This window comes from Sphingomonas sp. GW821-FHT03E12 (assembly GCF_059420685.1).
The window spans coordinates 91,713-113,029 of the sequence record NZ_JBWKUF010000001.1; the positions used below are offsets into that span (position 1 = coordinate 91,713).

At 66.5% G+C, this 21,317-nt stretch carries 14 protein-coding genes; 4 read left to right on the plus strand and 10 right to left on the minus strand.

Going from position 1 to position 21,317, the window contains the following annotated elements; translation table 11 throughout:
* Positions 1-55 precede the first annotated feature (55 nt).
* The gene (locus tag AC07TU_RS00340) at positions 56-475 is read left to right on the plus strand and encodes a hypothetical protein (protein ID WP_495185928.1); all 420 of its coding nucleotides are present in this window, start codon (positions 56-58) and stop codon (positions 473-475) included.
* Here the strand turns inward: AC07TU_RS00340 and AC07TU_RS00345 are convergent.
* On the minus strand, positions 472-8,364 hold the full coding sequence (locus tag AC07TU_RS00345; protein ID WP_495185929.1) for an Ig-like domain-containing protein: 7,893 nt from the start codon (positions 8,362-8,364) through the stop codon (positions 472-474). The two genes, AC07TU_RS00340 and AC07TU_RS00345, sit on opposite strands and share 4 nt — an antisense overlap.
* Before the next feature lie 345 nt (positions 8,365-8,709).
* Between AC07TU_RS00345 and AC07TU_RS00350 the strand changes: the two genes are divergently transcribed.
* Positions 8,710-9,342, plus strand: a complete 633-nt coding sequence (locus AC07TU_RS00350; protein WP_495185930.1) for a phage tail protein — start codon at positions 8,710-8,712, stop codon at positions 9,340-9,342.
* A gap of 89 nt (positions 9,343-9,431) precedes the next feature.
* On the opposite strand, the gene AC07TU_RS00355 is transcribed toward AC07TU_RS00350, so the two are convergent.
* Entirely contained in the window at positions 9,432-9,722 is a 291-nt protein-coding gene (locus tag AC07TU_RS00355) for a DUF6916 family protein (RefSeq protein ID WP_495185931.1), read from the minus strand.
* Between the two features lie 113 nt (positions 9,723-9,835).
* On the opposite strand from AC07TU_RS00355, the gene AC07TU_RS00360 reads away from it, so the two are divergent.
* Positions 9,836-10,393 (plus strand): GNAT family N-acetyltransferase, encoded by a 558-nt coding sequence (locus AC07TU_RS00360; protein ID WP_495185932.1) that lies wholly within the window; start codon positions 9,836-9,838, stop codon positions 10,391-10,393.
* Between the two features lie 11 nt (positions 10,394-10,404).
* Here the strand turns inward: AC07TU_RS00360 and AC07TU_RS00365 are convergent, their stop codons facing one another.
* A complete protein-coding gene (locus AC07TU_RS00365) occupies positions 10,405-11,574 on the minus strand; it encodes a sulfotransferase family protein (RefSeq protein ID WP_495185933.1) in 1,170 nt (389 codons plus the stop codon).
* Between the two features lie 149 nt (positions 11,575-11,723).
* On the opposite strand from AC07TU_RS00365, the gene AC07TU_RS00370 reads away from it, so the two are divergent.
* Positions 11,724-12,320: a phospholipase effector Tle1 domain-containing protein gene (locus AC07TU_RS00370; RefSeq protein WP_495185934.1), complete on the plus strand. Its 597-nt coding sequence runs from the start codon at positions 11,724-11,726 to the stop codon at positions 12,318-12,320.
* Between the two features lie 147 nt (positions 12,321-12,467).
* On the opposite strand, the gene mobA is transcribed toward AC07TU_RS00370, so the two are convergent.
* Genes mobA through AC07TU_RS00405 form a run of 7 tightly spaced genes read right to left on the minus strand, consistent with a single transcriptional unit; the run spans position 12,468 to position 21,279 of the window.
* Entirely contained in the window at positions 12,468-12,656 is a 189-nt protein-coding gene (mobA, locus tag AC07TU_RS00375; protein WP_495185935.1) for a molybdenum cofactor guanylyltransferase, read from the minus strand.
* Positions 12,657-12,660: 4 nt separating this feature from the next.
* A complete protein-coding gene (locus AC07TU_RS00380) occupies positions 12,661-13,893 on the minus strand; it encodes a molybdopterin molybdotransferase MoeA (RefSeq protein ID WP_495185936.1) in 1,233 nt (410 codons plus the stop codon).
* Positions 13,880-14,680, minus strand: a complete 801-nt coding sequence (gene cobA / locus AC07TU_RS00385; protein WP_495185937.1) for a uroporphyrinogen-III C-methyltransferase — start codon at positions 14,678-14,680, stop codon at positions 13,880-13,882. Before cobA ends, AC07TU_RS00380 begins: the two co-directional genes overlap by 14 nt.
* Positions 14,673-17,273 (minus strand): molybdopterin-dependent oxidoreductase, encoded by a 2,601-nt coding sequence (locus AC07TU_RS00390; protein ID WP_495185938.1) that lies wholly within the window; start codon positions 17,271-17,273, stop codon positions 14,673-14,675. The genes cobA and AC07TU_RS00390 overlap by 8 nt, the downstream gene beginning before the upstream one ends.
* Positions 17,270-17,608 carry a nitrite reductase small subunit NirD gene (nirD, locus tag AC07TU_RS00395; RefSeq protein ID WP_495185939.1) on the minus strand — a complete coding sequence of 113 codons (339 nt, stop codon included), beginning with the start codon at positions 17,606-17,608 and terminating at the stop codon, positions 17,270-17,272. The genes AC07TU_RS00390 and nirD overlap by 4 nt, the downstream gene beginning before the upstream one ends.
* Positions 17,609-20,110, minus strand: a complete 2,502-nt coding sequence (nirB, locus tag AC07TU_RS00400; RefSeq protein WP_495185940.1) for a nitrite reductase large subunit NirB — start codon at positions 20,108-20,110, stop codon at positions 17,609-17,611.
* Positions 20,110-21,279 carry a hypothetical protein gene (locus AC07TU_RS00405; protein ID WP_495185941.1) on the minus strand — a complete coding sequence of 390 codons (1,170 nt, stop codon included), beginning with the start codon at positions 21,277-21,279 and terminating at the stop codon, positions 20,110-20,112. The genes nirB and AC07TU_RS00405 overlap by 1 nt, the downstream gene beginning before the upstream one ends.
* Positions 21,280-21,317 lie beyond the last annotated feature (38 nt).

Below are 21,317 nucleotides of genomic sequence, written 5' to 3' on the forward strand. Positions count from 1 at the left end.
CGGTGGCGTGCGTCCTTGCGCGCGCCGCTGACCGTTCAGGATCGGGAGATTCCGCATGTATTCCCCGTTCGGGGCCGCGTTTGTCGTGGCCGTCTGTCTGCCATCGGCAGCGCTTGCTCAAGCGCCGCCGCTGGGCCTCGACGACGCGATCCGGCGCACGCTCGCCGCCGTGCCGCAAACCGCTTCAACAACCGCCCGCATTGAGGCGCAAACCGCGGCGCGAACCGCTGCCGGCCTGCGCCCGCAACCGAGCATCGACGTCACCGTCGAGAATTTCGGCATTCCGACCGGCAACCTCTACGATCAGTTCCAGATCACCGGCATGGACAGCCAGCGTATCGAGCGTGGCGGCAAGCGTGAGGCGCGCGTTGCCCTGGTCGATCGCGACATGGACGTGACCCGGGCCGAGGCGACCGTCATCTGGCTCGACATCATCGCGCAGGTTCAGCGCCTCTCCGGTCCCGACACCCCTTAGAACCGCCGCGACGCGCGCAGCTGAAGCGTTCCAGCCCGACCACCCTGACCGCCCCGCCACCCGGTCTCGAAGTCGAACGCCCAGCCGCCCAGCAGGTGTTCGATGCGGGTGCCCAAGCTCAGCTGGAACTGCTCACGCGACCAGCCATTACCCGGCAGCGAGTAGAATGCCGCACCGGGGATGTCGGCATAGTCCATCAACTGCGGATCGATATCGGCGAACTCATGGTTCCATTCGACCCGCAGGCGCGGGATGATCGAACCGAAGCCCACTTTCTGGCGATACTGGATACGGCCGCCGATCGTTCCGATCACCGAGCGCACCTCACGCTCGTCGAAGCGTAGATTATAGCGTCCCGCACCACTCTCGGCATAGGCGTCGAGATCAGCATCGAGATACTCGCCGCGGCCATAGAGCGACCATTGCAGCGGACCGCTGGTCTGATCGACGCCGAGCGAGAGCGCGGCAACGGTGTAGCTGCCGTCACGGCTTCCGCGCGCTTCCGAATTCACCACCCTGACAAAGCGCCGCGTGGAGAAGTCGAGCTGGCCGCGGCCGATCATGCCATCCAGGAAGATGCCGTCGACCGGCAGAATGCTGGCATAGGCGGCGTAGAGCGAGCTGGTCCCGCGGACCTGTGCCGCAGTGCCGATCCGGCTCAGATCGTTGCCATAGCCACCGCCCACGCCAACGATGATCCCGTCCGCCAGCTTGATATCGGCGCCGCCGCTGAGGCCAGCGGTGGTCGCAGTGATCTTGCTGCGGTCGGTGGTCTCGTTGCGCGTACCGATCTCGATCGCACCGCCTGCCCAAAGGGCGACCGAGCCGATCCGGCGCTTGCCGTCCTCGTCGACCGATCCCGATCCCGGCTCGGCGGCGGCATTCGCATTGCCGCCCCCGATTCCCGGGGCCCCTCCACCCGTCACACCGCCGGCGGTGGCGAGCATCCGGCCGTCACCGAGCGCATCCGCCCGCGAGAGCGGCGAGCGCGGGTCATTTGCCACCCGGCCGATTGCCGGATCCTCGCTAGACCGGCGCATGCGATCGGTGATCAGCAAGCCCCAGGTCGAATCGTCGAACCGATCGATCATCCCGGAGCCGTCGCGCGAGTTGAGAGTGATCCCCATCCCCGCACCGGCACCACCGCTATCGCCGTGGAGCTGCTCGGCGCGGCGCATGAAGTTGGACACCTGCGCACGGGCGAAGCGGCGCGCCGTTTCCGCCTGAGCGTCACTGATCGCGCCCACGACCGGATCGGTCCGTGGATCTGGGCGCGCCTCGACGGTGAGCGTCACCGTCGACGGCGCCGAGGTGCCGAACACGTTGTTGAGCGTGTAGGTAACCACGATCGTGCCGCCGAACCGGTTGTTCGGCGTCACATCGAGGCGATAGGCGCCAGCACCGACCGCGACGATCGCTGTGGTCGCCGAGTTCGCAGGCGTCACGCTGACGACATTCGCGCCGGTGAACGGACCGCGGTCCGCACCGTCGGTCAGCATCACCGAAACGATCTCTCCATCGCCCGTCTTCGCCGTCTTCGGCGTTGCGACCGGCACCTGGCCGACAACCGTGACGGTCACGGTTCCCGGCGTCGAAGTGCCGCCCGGGCCGACAGCGACGAAGGTGAAGCTGTCGGCGCCGGCATAGTTCACCGCCGGCTTGTAGGTGGCGATATAGGGCACGCCTGCGCTCAGCGTCACCACGCCGTGCGCGGGCTGGGTTGCGATCTGGATCGAACCGTAAACACCACTGACCAGTACCGACAGGTCGATGGCCACGCTGTTGTTCGTCGCCGTCGTGTTTCCGGAAACGCTGCCCGTGCCCGGCGCCGTCACCGGTGCCGGCGGATTGGCTACGGTCAGGCTCACCGTCGCGGGCGACGACGTGCCGCCTGGACCGGTCGCCGTATAAGCGAAGCTGTCCGCGCCATAATAGCCCGCGGTCGGGACATAGGTGACCAGGTTTCCGCTCACCGTTGCCGTGCCGTGTGCGGGCATGGTCGTGATGGCAACGCCCGTGTACACGCCGCTGATCGAGTTGGTCAGATCGATCGCCGTGCCAGGGCTGTTATAACCCACGGCGACGCCACTACGGTTCGCCGCGACCGGTGCCGGTGGATTGGCCACGGTCAGGCTCACCGTCGCAGGTGCGGACGTGCCGCCCGGTCCGGTCGCCGTATAAGTGAAGCTGTCCGCGCCGAAGTACGTCGCCGACGGCGTGTAGGTCACGACATTGCCGCTCACCGTTACCGTACCGTGCGCCGGCGCAGTCGCCACCGCGATGCTGGTGTGGACGCCCGTGATCGAACTGGTCAGGTCAATCGCCGTGCCGCTGCCCGCATAGGGCACCGCCACACCGCTGCGATCGGCAACCGTCGGTGCCGGCGGCACCGCCACGGTCAGGCTCACCGTTGCCGGCGCCGAAGTGCCGCCAGGGCCAGTTGCCGTATAGGTGAAGCTGTCCGCACCGAAGTACGTCGCCGACGGCGTGTAGGTCACGATATTGCCACTCACCGTCACCGTGCCATGCGCGGGTGCACTCGCCACCGCAATGCTGGTGTGCACGCCCGTGATCGAGCTGGTCAGGTCGATCGCCGTTCCGCCGCCCGCATAGGGCACCGCCACGCCGCTGAGGTTGGCCGCGACCGGCGTCGGCGGAGTAGCCACGGTCAGGCTCACCGTCGCAGGTGCGGACGTGCCGCCCGGGCCGGTCGCCGTGTAAGTGAAGCTATCCGCGCCGAAGTAGGTCGCACTCGGCGTGTAGGTTACGACATTGCCGCTCACCGTCACCGTGCCGTGCGCGGGTGCGCTCGCCACCGCAATGCTGGTGTGAACGCCGCTGATCGAACTGGTCAGGTCAATCGCCGTTCCGCTGCTCGCATAGGGCACCGCGACGCCACTGCGATTCGCCACGGTCGGCGCCCCGGGTGTTGCCACGGTCATGCTCACCGTCGCGGGCGACGATGTGCCGCCCGGACCGGTCGCCGTGTAGGTGAAGCTGTCCGCACCGAAGTAGGTCGCACTCGGCGTATAGGTCACGACATTACCACTCACCGTCACCGTGCCGTGCGCGGGTGCGCTCGCCACCGCGATGCTGGTGTGAACGCCGCTGATCGAGCTGGTCAGATCGATCGCCGTGCCACTGCTCGCATGGGGTATTGCGACGCCGCTGCGATTAGCCGCAACCGGCGCAGCCGGGGTCGCGACAGTCAGGCTCACCGTCGCGGGCGACGACGTACCGCCCGGGCCGGTCGCCGTATAGGTGAAGCTGTCCGCACCGAAGTAGGTCGCCGACGGCGTGTAGGTCACGACATTACCAGCAATCGTCACCGTGCCGTGCGCGGGTGCGCTCGCCACCGCGATGCTGGTGTGAACGCCGCTGATCGAGCTGGTCAGGTCGATCGCCGTTCCGCTGCTCGCATAAGGCACCGCGACACCGCTAAGGTTCGCCACGGTCGGCGCCCCGGGCGTTGCCACGGTCAGGCTCACCGCTGCCGGTGCGGACGTGCCGCCGGGTCCGGTCGCCGTATAGGTGAAGCTGTCCGCGCCGAAGTAGGTCGCACTCGGCGTGTAGGTCACGACATTGCCGGCAACCGTCACCGTGCCGTGCGCCGGTGCAGTCGCCACCGCGATGCTGGTGTGAACGCCTGTGATCGAGCTGGTCAGGTCGATCGCCGTGCCCGTGCTCGCATAGGGTACCGCCACGCCGCTGCGGTTGGCCGCAACTGGTGCTGGCGGATTTGCCACGGTCAGAGTCACGGTCGCGGGCACAGATGTGCCACCCGGTCCGGTCGCGGTGTAAGTGAAGTTGTCTGCGCCGTAATAGTTCGTAGTCGGCGTGTAGGTGACGACGGCACCGGCAATGCTCACCGTACCATGCGCCGGTGCCGTGCCGATCGCGACGCTCGAATAGACCCCGCCAATCGACGGCGCGAGATCGATCGCGGTACCCGTGCTGTTATAGGGGATTGCGGCGCTCGTGTTGGCAGCCGTTGGTGCTGTCGGCGTTGCCACCGTCAGGCTTACCGTCGCGATGTTCGAAGTGCCGCCCGGGCCGGTCGCCGTATAGGTGAAGCTGTCCGTACCGAAATAGCCGGCCGTCGGCGTATAGGTCACCACATCGCCCGCAATGCTGGTCGTGCCGTGCGTCGGCGCCGTGCCGATCGCGATGCTGCTGTGCGGACCGCCGGTGATCGAGGCCGAAAGATCGATAGCCGTGCCGGTGCTGTTATAGGGCACCGCTACGCCCGGCTTGTTCGCCGCGATCGGCTTGTCGATGAAGGTGAAGGTTGCCGAGGTCGTGCTGGTCTGCCCGTTGACGGTGACCGTCACGGCCTTCGCGCCCGAGCCCGCAGCCGGCGCGGTGACGGTGAGCGAGGTCGCGCTCGCCGCAGTGACATTACCGTTGCCCGCCGAACCGAAAGTCACCGTGTTGTTGCCCGGCGTCGTGCTGAAGCCGGTGCCGCTGACGGTCACGACCTGGCTGACCGGGCCCGAAGGCGGTGCGACGCCGGTCACCGTCGGGACGACGGCGAAGCTGCCGCTCGGGGCCGACGGCGTCGTCGGGTAGCCGCTCGGGGTGAAGGCACCGAGCGAGAACCCGGCGGTCGAACCCGCCGTGGTGCCGGTATAGCCGATCGTGACGGTGCAGCTGCCCGAGGGAATGCTGAAGCCGTTGAACTGGAAGTTGGCACCGCTATCCGAACCGCTGGCGCCGCAGCTGCCGCCCAGCGTGCCACGGCTGACCAGCGCCGAGCCGCTGAACAGCGGCGCGATGTTGGGCGAAGCCGAGGCATTGGGATTGGTGAAGGTGATCGTCGCGGTACCGGTCTGGCCGACATCCAGCGAACTGGTCGAGAAGCTGACCGAGGTGGTGATGGCACTCGCCACGCCGACGGTGACGCTCTGCTGGACCTGCGCGGCGGCGTTCCAGTTGGAATCGCCGGCCTGGTTGGCGTTGATGACGCAGGTGCCGGTCGATTGGAAGGTGACCGAGCCGCCGGAGAGCGTGCAGATCGCGGCCGAACCGGCATCGATCGTAAGGACGGGTGTGAGGCCGGAAGAGGCCGCGGCGGTCACGTTGTACGCAGCGCCCCCCACCGACGCGGACGGAGCGGTGGAGGTGAAGCTGATCGTCTGGTTACCCTTGGCGATCGTGACCGTGGTGACTCCGGTGTCCGCCGTACGGGGCGGCCCCTGCGAGTCGCTCACCCGGACGATATAAGAGAAGCTGCCGGCGACGGTCGGTGTGCCCGAGACGACACCGGTCGAACTGCTGAGCGTCGTGCCCGGCACGAACGCACCGGCGTTGAGCGTATAGGTATAGGGCGCGAGACCGCCCGCGGCGGTGTTGGCCTGGCTATAGCTGGCGCCGACCTGGAGTCCCGAAGCGGCGGCTGCGTTGATCGTCAGGTTCGCCGGAGTCACGGTGAAGCTCCGGACGACGTCGGGCGCGGCGTTCCAGTTGCCGTCACCCGCCTGGCTCGCGGTGATCGAGCAGGTGCCCGTCTGCAACAGGGTGAGTGTGGTGCCCGAAACGGTGCAGATACTCGTGGTGGTCGAGGCGAAACTGACCGCCAGGGTCGATGACGCCGTTGCCGAAAGGGTCAGCGGCGACGCCGAAAGCGAGGCGTCGGACAGCGTGCCGAAGGTGATCGTCTGGCCGCCCTGGGCCACGGTGATGCTGTACGACTGGGTCCGGGTGTAAGGACCGCCGCTGCCCACGGTCGAGCTGTCGGTCGCCGTGATATTGAAGTTGAAGGTGCCGGTGGCGGTCGGCGTGCCCGACAGCGTGCCGCCCGACAGAGTCAGGCCGCCGGGCAGCGTGCCAAGCGTTTGCGCATAGCTGTAGGTGGCCGTACCGCCGTTTGCCGTGAAGCTCTGCGAATAACCGGTGCCGACCGTCCCACCCGGGAGCGCGCCTGAGGCGGGCGACAGGGTGATCGTCGGCGCGGCGATGGTCAGCGAGAGCGTGCCGGTTGTCTGGGTGAACGGGCCGGTGCCGAGCGAGCTGTCGGTGACGGTCGCGGTGAAGGTGAACGTGCCGCTCGCGGCGGGGGTGCCGGTGATGGTGCAGTCGGCGTTGATCGCCGTCCCCGCCGGCAGCGAACCCGATGCCGGCACGGTGCCGCAGCTATAGGGCGCCCGGCCGCCGCTGGTGTTGATCTGTACGCCGGACAAGGCCTGGCCGCGCGTGCCGCTGCCGCCGGCGAGCGAGGACGATAGCGTCGGATTGCTCACGGGAACCGTGGTCGTCGCCGGAGCGGAGGTGCCGCCCAGATTGGTCGCCGTGAAGGTGAAGCTGTCGTTGCCACGGAATCCGGTCGGCGCGGTGTAGGTCACCAGCCCGGCGGAATCGACCGTAACCGACCCGCCTTGGGCGGTCGTGGCCGAACCGACCGCGAAATTGGTCGGACTGTTCGTCGCGTGGCCGGCAACGCTGAAGTTCACTCCGGCGGCGTCGTACGCCACCGCCGACGCCGTGAACGAGCTGGCGACCGGCGGGGCGATATAGCTGAACTGATCCGCCGCGCTGGTCGCGCTGGGGCCGCCAGGCGTGGTCACCCTGATGTCGACCGTGCCTGCACTGCCGGCGGGCGCAGTCGCGGTGATCTGCGTGTTGCTGTTGATCGTATAAGTCGCGTTCGCCGCGCCGAACGTCACCGCGCCTGTTCCGGGCGCCGCCGCAAAGCCGGTGCCGGTGATCGTCACCGTGGTACCGCCCCCGGTCGGGCCGGCAGCGGGTGAGACCGACGTGACCGTCGGCGCCGTAATATAGGTGAACTGATCCGCCGCGCTGGTCGCGCTGGTGCCGCCGGGCGTCGTCACCGTGATGTCGTACGTCCCTGCGGAATTCGCCGGCGAGGTCGCGGAGATCTGCGTGTTGCTGAGGATCGTGTAATTCGCGTTCGCGGCGCCGAACTTGACGGCGCCCGTCGGGTCCGCCGTCGCGAAACCGGTGCCGTTGATCATCACACTCGTGCCGCCCCCGGTCGGGCCGGCAGTGGGCGAGACGGAGGTCACGGTGGGCGGCGGCGGGCTCACCGTCAATTGGAAGCTCTTGGACGACGTACCCGTCCCCTGGTGGCTTACGGTGACGGTAAAATTGGTCGCGGCGAGCGCGGCGGTCGGCGTGCCGCTGACGGCCCCGGTGCTGGTGTTGAACGTCATGCCGCTCGGGAGCGTGCCGCCGCTCAGCGCATAGGCATAGGTCCCGTAGCCGAAGGCCGCAGTGACCGGCGTGAAGTTCATCGCCGTGTTCACGGTGCCCGTGGCCGAAGCCACCGCCTGAGTGGTCCTGACAGCGCAATAGATCGTCCAGGTCACCGTGCCGGAACCGGCACCCGGCACATAGGCCGATGCCGCCATGAAACGAGAGTCCACTGGCAAGGTTATGGAGCCGCTGCCACTGGTGTTCGTATCCACAAAGACAGTGGCGACACCCGCAAGCGGCGCGCGATTCAAACGCGCGTTCACCGCGGAACTGGAAACCGTGTACGCGTAGTAGACCTCAGTCCCCGCCGCGAAATTGACGACGCCGGTCTGATTTCCGAACGGTGCCTGATTGATGAGGGTCGCCGGCCCGCTACTGCTGACGTTATAGCTGGCGTTGTCGTAGAAACTTGGATTGTTCCTGAGGTAGTTGCAGCCATCGCCATCGGCGGCATGGGCCGCAACCGGCGCGAGTAGGGAAAGGATTGCCGCCAGCGCCAACACCAGAACGTGCGCCTTCCGGCGAACGCCGCTCGACAGCGAACCGAAATCGGGAAGCAGCGCCATCAGCGCCACGAGCCATTGCCACCCTGAGGTCCGGCACACCGCGCGCCCTCCGGTCCCGGCACGCACCATGTTCCCCACATGGGCCGCCACTGGCGTGAAAAGCTGCTTCATATCCCCCGACCCCAACATCCACGCACCGGATCTGCATCCAATACATTCTTTACAGTCGATTCACGATGAAGCGGCAAGCATCCCCCTTGACCGCAACACCCACACTTACATGAGATAACTCAGCAAATGAGACAGAACCGTAAAAATTTGCCGCTTTATGCATATAAATTCAGATGCGTGCAATCTCACCTCGGAGAACAGACTTGAGGTTTGGCAACCCCCTCCTCACAATAATTGCTCCGAATCCGATACTTCAGATGATTCCACTCTGATTTGGAAACATGGACGGGACACGTTACGATTTTTGAGTTACGATCCCTCCCGATTCAAAATGGGAGGGGTAGAATGTCAGAACCTTTTGTTGGTCAGATCATGCAGGTTGGCTTCAACTTCGCGCCGCGCGGTTGGGCGCCATGCCAGGGCCAGATCATGGGTATCAGCCAGAATGCCGCGTTGTTCTCTTTGCTCGGCACCGTCTATGGCGGCAACGGCCAGAGCACGTTCGGTCTCCCCGACTCGCGGGGTCGCGTCTTTGTCGGTCAGGGCAACGGTCCAGGGCTCACACCCATCACTCTGGGCGAGCTCGGTGGTGTGAACAGCCAGATTCTCACCCTCGCGCAGATGCCGATCCACAACCACCCGGCCACCTTCACACCGACCGGCGGGACCCCGGTGACCGGCACGCTCCAGGCGATGACCGGCGCGCTCTCCGCAGAGACCGCGGCACCGGCCGCCGGCTCGTTCCTTGGCGTCGCCAATGACTCTTCGGGCAGTGTCACGCCGACCTTCTATGTGCCGGCCGGCCAGTCGGGTACGACGCCGGTCAATCTGGGCGGCCTGAACATCGCGGGCGGCGGTGGTGGCGGCACCGTGACCGTGGGCAACGCCGGTGGCAGCCAGCCATCATCGCTGATGCAGCCCTATCTCGGCATTCAGACCAACATTGCGTTGGAAGGCGTGTTCCCCTCGCGGAACTAAGCCAGGGTTCCGAAAGAGTCGGCCGCGCGCTGCACAAGCAGTTGCGCGGCCGAGCTTTCATGGTCGAGGCCGCGAACCCGGCCCGCCGGTCAGGAAAAGACCGCCTGATAGTGGCGCGTGGTAGCCGTAGGCACCAGCTGGGTGATCAGGATCTCGTGTGGACCGCCCTTACCGCAGTCCATCTCGAACGAGGCATTCATCAGATAGACCTCCAGCGGCGCTTCGAAGAAGAGCGAGAAGGGCTGACGGACATCAATGCCGATCAACGCCGGTCGGCGCTCGATGCGGGCCAGCGTGATCTCCACCGGATCAGGCAATGTGTTAAGACGCACCTTGCGCCCGACCCAGGGCTCGAAATCCTCCGGCGTCAATAAATGCATCAAACCCCTCCCCACCCGTCCGCGGTACGCTAACGCTCCGGATTGCACGGTGACAACCCGCTTGTGAAGTTGCCATGATTGATCGCGTTGCAGACCAGGGGGGGGATAAGACGATGGTGGACGCGGCACTGCCCCCGTTCCCGCGCGGGCGATCCGCTCCAACAGTCGATCCGCACCTCACCGCCCGAACGATCGCGCTTCGCCGCGCAACAAGCGACGACCTTCCGCTGCTCGCGCGCCTCTATGCAGGCCTCCGCAATTCGGAGATGCCGCTCGCTCCGTGGAGCGCGGCGGAGAAGCAGGCCTTTTTCGACAGCCAGTTTCGGCTGCAGCACAGCCATTTCGTCCGCCACTTCCGGCGCGCCGATTTCTGGATCGTCTGCGATGCCGATTCGGCGCCTCTCGGCCGCTTCTATCTCGATCGCTCGGCCCGGGAATGGCGACTGATCGACATTCTGCTGGCGACCGATGCGCGCGGGCGAGGCATCGGCACCGCCCTTGTCCGCTGGGCCCAGGCACATGCCGTCGATGCCCGAGCCAGCGGGATCGCGCTACACGTTGCGATCAACAATCGGCGCGCTCACGCGCTCTACGCGCGCATGGGGTTTGTCGAAGGTCAGAGCCAGGACGGACTGCATATTCCGATGCTTTGGCGCCCCGGCGAGCTGTAGCCGGCACGTATCTATCGTATCGAAAGCGCACGCAGCTCCGCATGCGGCCCCGCCAGATACCGGGCCACCGCATCACCGATCGCGGCACCGGCCTCACTGCGCTTGCCCTTGCCGTCGGGCTCGAACCGCGAGTCCGGGAACTTCGCATCGCGCGATGCGCGCGCCGCCGCCCGGGCTCGTTCCGCGCTGGTCAGGTCCAAGCCGAAATGCGGCGCGATCCGCTGTTCGAACGCTTCGGGCAGCGCCGCATAATCGACCGCCATTCCATCTCCGTTTCGCAACGCGGCGATCGCGGCGGCGTGATAATGCGCGAAAATGACCGCGCACTGCTCTTCAGCCGCGACCGGGATTCCGTCGGCCGGTCCGTAGAGCCCATCGGGCACCAGACCCGGCACGGTCTGATAGCCGCGCATCCGCAGCTGCGACACAAGCACCTCCGCCGGATCGCGGAACAGATAGATCCAAGGGACATCGGGAAACGCCGCACGGAACAACGGCAGCGCCAATATGTGCCAGCTGTCGAGCTTGATGAAGCAACGCTGCTCGCCCTTTACTGGTCGCGTCAGGGCGGCGACCATTGCCCGCATTAGTGCGACGTGCCGGTCTTGCGGTATATCGGGCCGGGCAAGGGCGAACCGCACCACGGAATCGAGCGGCCCCGGCTCGGAAAGCGATATCGTCGCGTCGAGCACGCCCAACATCTGCCCGACCAAAGTCGAACCACAACGCGACATGTGAAAGACCAGCCCGCCCAGCGAGGCGGCAGGCTGTGCCGGCGCGGCTGCGACGAACGCGTCGAGCGTCGTCGCGTACCGCAGCACCCGGTTGAAGGGCCGGTACGTCGCGGTCGCGATGGCATCGGCATAAAAGCTCCGGTCGATGGGCGCATGGCCGAAGCGGGCCCAGTCGATCGCAACTTGTCCGGCATATTCCGTTAACGCGACCGGAAGCCAGCCAGACGGTGCCCATGTGGGGCTCGCCACAGCCGCAGCTCTGCGCGACCGGGGCCGAATCGCCTCATCATCAAGGTCCAGCCCGAGCCTTCGCGCAATATCCTGCGCCCGCAAGACAAAGGCGTCGGCGCAGATTGTGTCATCAAGCTCTGCCTGCAGCGAATCGTCGGCGAGAATCGCCCGCTGAAAGGTATCGAAGCCGCTTGTCACCCCGTTCTCCGCATGCATGATTATCCGACACGCGCGCCGCCGTATCACCGAACGACAATGGACTTGATGAGCAGTAGCCCCAAACTATTCCCCGACCGGGTACGCCTGCCGCTCATCTTCGATCCGGTCAGGCTTGCCGCAAATCTGGAAAAGCTTGAGAGCAAAGGGTGGTCGAGCCGCGCAACCTCAATCTGCTCGACTATGTCTATCGCGCCTACAAATCGATCGGAGAGGATCAAGAAGAGAAGAAGGAAGCGTTCGATGAGATCCGACTCTTTGAGCGCATTCTAGACCCGGACCGGCCGCCAATCCGGATGCTGGGATTGTTCGACACCGTCGCTTCGGTGATCGAGAGCGGACGATATGGCCCTCGGCTCAAGTCTCACGCATTCACCAGCAGGAACACGAGCGTCGAAGCCGTTTCGCACACCGTAGCGATCGACGAGCGACGCACGATGTTCCGGCAGCAGCTCTGGCCGAATGATCAGGAATATTGGGGAAGCCCATTCAAGCATGCGGGGGCGAAGCCGCAGGACGCCAAGGAAGTCTGGTTCTCGGGCGGTCATCGCGATGTTGGCGGGGGTTATCCTGAAGCCCAGAGCGCCCTTTGCAAGGTACCGCTGATATGGATGATCACGCGCGCAAACGCCAACCTCGCCTTGTTGAGTCTGAGTTTCGCCTGCATCCGACCGTCATCAAACGGCTTGAAGCGCCGGCCGTGCCCGATCCTGAGTGTTCTCAGCCCTACCGTCCGCCCCAGCTAGCTAAAACCATCCGCAAGCCGCTGAGTTCTTCACTGAGCCGCGGGCGGGCTGGCCGATTGTGGGATTGAAACCAGAATAGCAGACATCGTTCCCCGCTAAGCTAGGCCGGTAGGCCGATTGAGGTTGCGCAGTCCCCATAGGGTGTCATCAACGGTACCCGCACCCACCTTCTCGACCCATGAGCGCACGGGTCGACTGGACGAGATCATCGACCTGCGATGCCAATGCGGCCCGGGCCTGCTCGAGCAGCGTATGCCCCTCGACCAGCGCCTGGGCCTTGTCGCTCCCGAAGCGGCGGGACGCGCCGCCCGCCAGGATCGCTCCAAGCACGGCCATGGCCCTATTCTCGCAAGGATAGTGCGGGGACCGGCATCTCGGCATCGATCGGCATAGCGTTCGCAACGCGCCGGACGAGCAAGTCGGCACGCGCGAGCAGCGCTTGGCCCGAAGCTTCCTGGCGATCCAGGACACGGACGGCCCCATCCTCTTCGAAAGCGCACAGGAACGCCTCGCGGGGGCCGTTTTCCGCTACCGGCGACGCGACCTTCCGCATTGTCCAGCGCAGGGCCGATGCGGGCGCACGGCCACCCAGTCCTGCGAGCAACGGGGCAAGGAACAGGCGCGCGGCGGTGAGCGCCGCTGTGGGATTGCCCGGCAAACCAAGGACGGCCAGCGCGCCCAGCTGCCCGAACCAAACCGGCTTTCCGGGCTTGATCGCCAGATCGGCGAAGGCGAGGTCGAGGCCAAGCGCCTGCAGCGCGCTGCGGCAATGATCACGGTCGCCGCGCGCGGCACCCCCGGCAAGGACGAGCACGTCGCTGTCGCCAAGAGCCGTGAGGGTCACGGATCGGATCGCCGCCGGATCGTCGGGAACACGCGTACTCCATATCTCGGCTGCTCCCCATTGGTTGCAGAAGGCGGCGAGCGCGAGCGACAGGCTGTCGGGGATCAGATGCGGCGCGGCTTTCGCGCCGCCGGGCGCGGTGATCTCGTCCCCGGTGGCGACGATCCGGACGCGCGGGCGGCGCCACACCGTCACCGCCGCTACATCCGCCGCCGCAGCGGTGACCAGCGCGAAGGGATCGAGCCTGGCACCGCTCTGCAGAAGGGGCGTGCCGCAGGCGAAGTCGCTGGCGCGGGGGCGGACATGGGCGCGCTCGCCGGGGTAGGGCGTGGCGTACAGGCGGTCGCCGGTCATTTCGCAACGCTCGATCATCACTACCCGGTCGGCGCCCTCGGGCAGCGGCGCGCCGGTCATCACGCGTATCGCATCGCCCGGGCCGATCGCTCCCCCTTCCCCTGCGCCCGCATAGCGAGCGCCGATGACGCGCAAGGAACCGCCGTCGACAAGATCCCCACTACGCAGGGCATAGCCGTCCATCGCCGCACAATCGCGACGGGGGGAATCGATCCGGGCGACGATCGGTTCGGCGAGCAAGCGGCCCGCCGCCGCCGCCAGAGGGACATACTCCGTGCCCAGCGGCAGTGCCTGCGCGGCGAGGATCGCCTGCGCGGCGTCAAAGTCGAGCGTCACGGCGCAGCCGGGCACGAAGATCCGCTCAGGGCTGCCCATGCATCGCCTCGCGCATCGCCGGCGGTGCGAGCAGCTGCTTTCCCGCCATCCGCACCGCCTCGCCGACCAGGATCAGCGTCGGCGCATCCTCCGCAAAAGCGCGCGTCGCGACGCTGAGCAGATCGAGCCGGGTGGCAAGGCGCCGCTCGTGCGGCAGGCTGACATCGCACGCGATCAGCACAGGGGTTGCCGGATCGAGGCCAGCCTCGATCAGCCGGCGCGCGATTTCCCCCGCAGCACCGCGGCCCATATAGAAAGCGAGCGTTGACTTGCCCGCGGCCAGCCCCTGCCAGTCGAGATCGAGCGCGGCGCCGTTGCGGTTGTGTGCAGTGACGAAGCGCACCTCGCGCGCGGTGCCGCGCAGCGACAGCGAGACGCCGGCGGAAGCCGCGGCGGCGCTGGCCGCGGTGATACCGGGACAGACCCGGACACGAATGCCCGCATCGCGCAGCGCCGTCATCTCCTCCGCCGAGCGCCCGAACAGCGACGGGTCGCCGCCCTTGAGGCGCAGTACGCGCTTGCCCATGCGTGCGGCGGTGACGAGCAGCATGTCGATTGTCCGCTGGTCCTTCGAATGGCGGCCCGCGCGCTTGCCGACGGAGACCAGCTCGGCATCGGGGGCGAGCGCGAGGATGCCGGGGCCAACCAACGCATCATAGAAGACGATCTCCGCTTTCGCGATCAGGCGGGCGGCCTTGAGTGTGAGCAGCTCGACATCGCCCGGACCAGCGCCGACCAGCCACACGCTGCCTGCAGGAAAGTCGTCAGCCCCAGAGTGATCAGACATTCACGGCCTCCTGTCTCGTTTCGGCGAGGATGCGGGCGAGCGCGGGGCGGCAGGAGCCGCAGTTGGTGCCCGCTTGCAGCGCCGCGCCGATCGCGGGAACGTCGGTCAATTGCTGGTTGCGGATCGCGGCGATGATGGTGTTGAGGCCGACATCGAAGCAGACGCAGATCACTGCGCCGCGGTCGGGCTGCGCGCCCGGCGCGCGGCCTGCGAGAAGCGTAGGTGCGACCTGCGGCGCGGAGAGCTGGGCGATCAGCCAGTCGCGCGGCGGCAGCTCGCCGGTACGCGTGACGAAAAGCGCAGCGGCAAGACGATCGTGGCGCAGAATCGCGACGCGCCGGGTACCACGCGCGGCATCGACCGCCTCAACCCGCTCGCCTGCCGGAAGCAGCTTGTCGAGCTGCAGCGCGTCACCATTGCCCGCCATCTCCCACATCGTCCCCTGGGGGATTGCGACGCGGGTCGCCCAGAGGCATTTTGGCGGCGCAGTCGGCTCGCCCGTGACGATCAGAAAGGCACGCCATTCAGCAGAAACCGGCTCGATCCGCGCCGGGGTCAGCTTGAACCCCGGCTGGCCCGAGAAGGGATCGGTGAGCGGGCGCGGGAGCAGGCCGGTGCGTCCGCCGGTCGAGGTGCGATCGGTCCAGTGGATCGGTGTGAACAGCTCACCGGACCGCTGCGCGTCGGTGACGGAAGCGCGGAAGATGCTCTCCCCTTGCGGTGTCGCGACGCGAGCGAGACCGCCGTCTTCGAGGCCGAGTGTCGCAGCGTCGTCCGGATGGACTTCCACCAAGGGTTCCTCGCGGTGGCGGGCCAGCTTGGGCGACAGGCCCGTGCGCGTCATGGTGTGCCACTGGTCGCGATAGCGACCCGTGTTGAGCGTCATCGGCCAGTTGGCGATCCGATCCTGCAAAGGCCGCTGCGTCACGGGCACCAGCCGCGCACGGCGGTCGGGGGTCGGGTATAGACCATCGGCGAACGGCACGCCGCCCCAGCGCTGGGGTTCCATCGTTTCATACGCCGCGTTGCCGCCCGCGCCGCCATGCGGCAGCGCAAAGACGCGCGCGCCATCGTTCTGATAGGTCGACAGGCGGCAATGCTCGCGCCAGATCTCGGCGGCACGGTCATAGGCGAAGGGCGTCTTCCACCCCATGCGCCGCGCGACTTCCTTGACGATCCACCAGTCCGGCTTCGCCTCGCCGGGCAGCGGGAAAAGCGAGCGCTGGCGGCTGATCGTGCGATCGCTGTTGGTGACGGTGCCGTCCTTCTCACCCCAGGCAGCAGCTGGCAGGCGGACATGCGCATATTCGCCGGTGTCGGTGCGCTCCATCACATCGCTGACCACGACAAAGGGACAGGCAGCGAGCGCTTCACGCACACGGCCGGCGTCGGGCATCGACACTGCCGGGTTGGTCGCCATCACCCACAGCGCCTTGATCCGCCCCTCGTCGATCGCGCGGAACAGGTCGACGGCCTTGAGACCCGGCTTTTCGGCGATCGACGGCGAAGCCCAGAAACGCTGGACGCGCTCACGGTTCTCGGGCGCGAAGTCCATATGCGCGGCGAGGGTGGAAGCGAGTCCCCCAACCTCGCGCCCGCCCATCGCATTGGGCTGTCCGGTGATCGAAAAGGGCGCCGCGCCCGGTTTGCCGATCCGCCCGGTGGCGAGATGGACGTTGATGATCGCATTACCTTGATCGGTACCGCTGATCGACTGGTTCACGCCCTGGCTGAACAGCGTGATGGTGCGAGGATTGGCAGCGAACAATTCGTAGAAACGCCTGAGGTCGACAAGCGGCACGTCGCAGACGCGCGCCACCGACCACAGGTCGCTCCCCTCTCCAAGTCTGTCCCAGAAATCCTCCGGCACGGCGACATGCGCGGCAAGATAGTCCTGATCGAGCGCGCCCGTCTCGCGGCACCATTGGAGCAGGCCGTTCATCAGCGCGACGTCGCTGCCCGGTCGGACCGCCAGGTGGATGTCCGCTTCCTCGGCGGTTTCGGTACGGCGCGGATCGATGACGACGAGGCGGGCCCCCGCCTCGCACCGCGCACGGATGCGCTGATAGACGATCGGGTGGCACCAGGCGGTGTTCGATCCAACAAGGACGAACAGGTCGGCGGCGTCGAGATCGTCATAGCTCGCCGGGACGACATCCTCGCCGAAGGCGCGGGTGTGCGCGGCGACCGCGCTCGACATGCACAAGCGCGAATTGGTGTCGATATTGGCCGAGCCGATGAAGCCCTTCATCAGCTTGTTGGCGACATAATAGTCTTCGGTGAGCAACTGACCGGAGACATAGAAGGCGACGCTGTTCGGCCCGTGTTGGGCAATGGCATCGCGGAAGCGTTTCGCGACGAGATTGAGTGCCTTGTCCCAGCTAGCTCGCTTCATGCCGATCATGGGATTGAGCAGACGGCCTTCGAGCCCGACCGTCTCACCCAGATGCGTACCCTTGGAGCAAAGCCGACCGCGATTGGCGGGATGATCCGGGTCGCCCTCGATCCGTACTTCGCGCGGGCCGGTCACGGTCGCGCGGATGCCGCAGCCGACGCCGCAATAGGCACAGGTGGTGCGGACCGCTTTGCTCACGCGAGCCCCGCGAGGGCCTCGGCGCGGGAAATCAGGATGCGGCCACCGTCGATCTTGACCGGGATCACCGGCACGCAGCCCTCGTCACCGCCCAGCGCCTTGCCGGTGACGAGCGAGATGCGCCAATTGTGCAGCGGGCAGGCGACCGAAGTGTCGTGGACGATGCCCTGGCTCAGCGGTCCCTGCTTGTGCGGGCATTTGTTCACCAGCGCATGGACCGATCCGGTGGCGGTGCGGAAGATCGCGATCTCCTCCCCGCCATGCACCGGAAGCGTGCGTGCACCCATTGCGGGCAACTGGTCCACCGGACCGATATCGAGCCACTCGGCGTCCATCTACTCTGCTCCCACGACCGCAAAGGGCCGGATTTCTGCGATATGCTGGTGAAGCTCGCGCTCCGCGCCCGCGGCGCGCTCGGCCCAGGGATCCTTCTGAAGGTGGCGCTGGGATTCGTGGAAGCGCGCCTTGAGCGCCTCGCGGCCCTCTTCATCCTCGACGATGCGCGACTTGATATAATCGAGCCCGACGCGCTCGACCCACGGCGCGGTGCGGTCGAGATAGCGCGCTTCCTCGCGGTAGAGCTGGATGAAGGCGGCGCAATAGTCGAGCGCTTCCTGCTCGGTCGCGACCTTGCACAGCAGGTCGGTGCCGCGCAGGTGGATGCCGCCATTGCCGCCGATATGCAGCTCGTACCCTGAGTCCACGCAGATCACGCCGAAGTCCTTGATCGTCGCTTCGGCGCAGTTGCGCGGGCAACCGCTGACCGCGATCTTGAACTTGTGGGGCATCCACGAACCCCAGGTCATCCGTTCGGTCTTGATGCCGAGGCCGGTCGAATCCTGCGTGCCGAAGCGGCACCATTCGGAGCCGACACAGGTCTTCACCGTGCGCAGCGACTTGCCATAGGCGTGGCCCGAAACCATGCCCGCGGCGTTGAGATCACCCCAGATCGCGGGCAGATCTTCCTTCTTGATCCCGAACAGGTCGAGCCGCTGGCCGCCCGTGACCTTGACCATCCGCGCGCCATATTTGTCGGCGGCGTCGGCGATCGCGCGCAGCTCATTGGGCGTTGTGACACCGCCCCACATGCGCGGGACGACCGAATAGGTGCCGTCCTTCTGGATGTTGGCGTGCATGCGCTCGTTGACGAAGCGGCTCTGCTGGTCGTCGACATGCTCGGCGGGCCAGGCACAGAGGAGGTAGTAATTGAGCGCCGGACGGCAGGAGGAGCAGCCGTCGGGGGTCGACCAGTTGAGCGCCTGCATCACCTGCGGGATGACCTTGAGTTCCTGCGCGACGATCTCGCGCCGGACATCGTCGTGGGTGAAGCTGGTGCATTTGCACATCGTCTTGGGGCCGGACTGGACCTCGTCGCCAAGGTTGAGTGCCAGCAACGTCTCGACGAGGCCGGTGCACTGGCCACAGCTGGCCGATGCCTTGCAGGTGCCGCGCACCGCGTCGAGGCTGTGCGCACCCCTGGCGATGCAGGCGACGACCTGGCCCTTGCTGACGCCGTTGCAGCCGCAGATTTCCGCATCGTCGGAAAGCGCCGCAACGGCCGCCTTAGGGTCCGCCTGCCCACCTCCGGAGGCGAAGGCCTGGCCGAAGATCAGCAGGTCGCGCAGGTCCGCGACATTCTGCTGCTTCTTGAGCAGGTCGAAATACCAGCTGCCGTCGGCGGTATCGCCATAGAGGACGGCGCCGATGATCTTGTCGTCCTTGACGACGACGCGCTTGTACACCCCACGCGCGGCGTCGCGCAGGACGATGTCCTCGCAACCCTCCCCGCCTGAAAAATCGCCCGCCGAAAAGACGTCGAGCCCGGCGACCTTGAGCTTGGTCGAAGTGACCGACCCGCGATAGCCGGTCGGGTTTTCGGTCATGTGATCGGCGAGCGCGCGGCACATGTCCCAGAGCGGCGCGACCAGGCCATAGACGTTGCCGTCATGCTCGACACACTCGCCGACTGCGAACACATCGGGGTCGCTGGTGACCATATGGTCATCCACCTTGATGCCGCGGCCGACCTCCAGCCCCGCATCGCGGGCGAGCGTTGTCGAGGGACGGATACCGACCGCCATGACGACGATGTCGGCGGGGATTTCGGTGCCATCCTTGAGCTTCACTCCCTCGACACGGCTCTCCCCCAGGATCGCAGCGGTGTCGGCGCCAGTCAGGATGGTCTGGCCGCGACTTTCCAGCGCCTGTTTGAGCAGCCAGCCCGCCGCCTCATCGAGCTGGCGTTCCATCAGCGTCGGCATGAGGTGGAGGACCGTGACCTTCATGCCCCGCAGGCTGAGTCCGTGCGCAGCCTCCAGCCCGAGGAGACCGCCGCCGATCACCACCGCGCTACCCCCGCCATTCTCTTTGCCGGCTTCGGCTGCAGCGAGCATGGTGTTGACGTCGTCCATGTCGCGGAAGCTGATGACGCCGGGCAGGTCCTTGCCCGGCACCGGGATGATGAACGGATCGGACCCGGTGGCGATCAGCAGCTTGTCATAGGACACGACCTCGCCGCCGCGCGAGGTCACGGTCTTCGCCGTGCGGTCGATGCCGATGACAGGGTCGCCCGCGATCAGGTCGATGCCGTTCTCGACATACCAGTCGGCAGTGTTGATCACGATGTCGTCGAACGCCTTCTCGCCCGCCAGCACGGGGGAGAGCATGATGCGGTTATAGTTCACCCGCGGCTCGGCGCCGAAGATGGTGACGCGGTAGCGGGCAGGATCGCGGGCAAGGATTTCCTCGACCGCCCGGCAGCCGGCCATGCCGTTGCCAATCACGACGAGGTGCTCGCGGGTATCGTCCTTTGCGGCCGCAATGCGTTGCAATTCCATCAGATCGTCCAGTCCAGTTGCAGCCAGAATTTTCGGGTGTCGGTGGCGAACAGGTCCGCCTGATAGTCGGCGAAGCGGACCGAGGCCGTGGTCTTGCCAAACTTGGCCGAGGCCATGAGGTTGAGCTCGTCGCCGTAATGGCGGATCAGACGATCGCTCGCGAAGCGATGCCAGACGGCCTGAAGCGTCACGCCTTTGGCCGGGCCTATCGCCTTCCAGCCCCAGCCGGCGCTGACATAGAGATCGCGCACGCCATCGGGCGGGGTAGTGAGGTATTTGTCCGCCCAGCCCTGGAACTTGAAATTGGTGCCGAGCGGAGTCTGGAAGCTGGTGAGCGCCACACCGCTGCTGGCGCCGAGCGTCTCATAGCCCGCACCGAGCTTCGGACCGTTGAGGTCGAGCGCTACGTCGGCGAGCCAATAGTCGGCGGTATAGTCGTTGGGGTTGCGGCCCATATCCGACTGGCGGGCGTAGCTCAGCTGATACGCCAGCTTGGCCTTGCCTATCGGACGGGTGCCGGCGAGCCGCACGCCGAAGGTCTTGCTGGAGAGGCGGAAGCCCTGCACCGCGGCCTCGTCCTGGTCGACCCAATAGCCAAAGCCGGTGAGCGTGCCGACCGGGATGGCGTAGGAGAGGTTGGCGAAGAGGTTGTCGCCGCTCACCGCGCGCTGGCGGGCACCGGTGCCGTCCACGCCCCAGATGGTGCGGACGGCCCAGGCATAGGTGAGGTCGGCCTTGAGGCCCTTGAACGGCGTCACTTCGGCGCGGACGGCGTCGAAGGTCTGGGCGTTCTGGCGGAAGGCGGCGTTGCCGACGAAGCGCTCGTCGTCGAGGCCGACGCGCTGACGGCCTGCAGTGAGCGTCGCGAAGGGTAGCTTGAGTGCCATCTGCGCGCGGTAGAGCGCGACATTCTGCGGATCGCCGATCAGCGGGCGGGTCGCGGCGCCGTGGAGACCGTCATAATAGTCGCCCGCGATGGCAAGGTTGCCCTGCGCCTCGACCAATGCGGTGAGCGGGCCCTGGCTCGCCTGGAACCCGGCGCGGACACGCAGGGTGAGGGCGTCGGAGGAGTCATCCGCTAGTCCGTTCTGATCGGCCTGCTCGTAACGCACCCGGGCTTCGGCGAGGGGTTTGACCGCCAGGGTCTGGGCTTGGGCGGTGGCGGGCATTGCCGCCACCCCCAGGACCATTGGCCCGCAAAGAATGA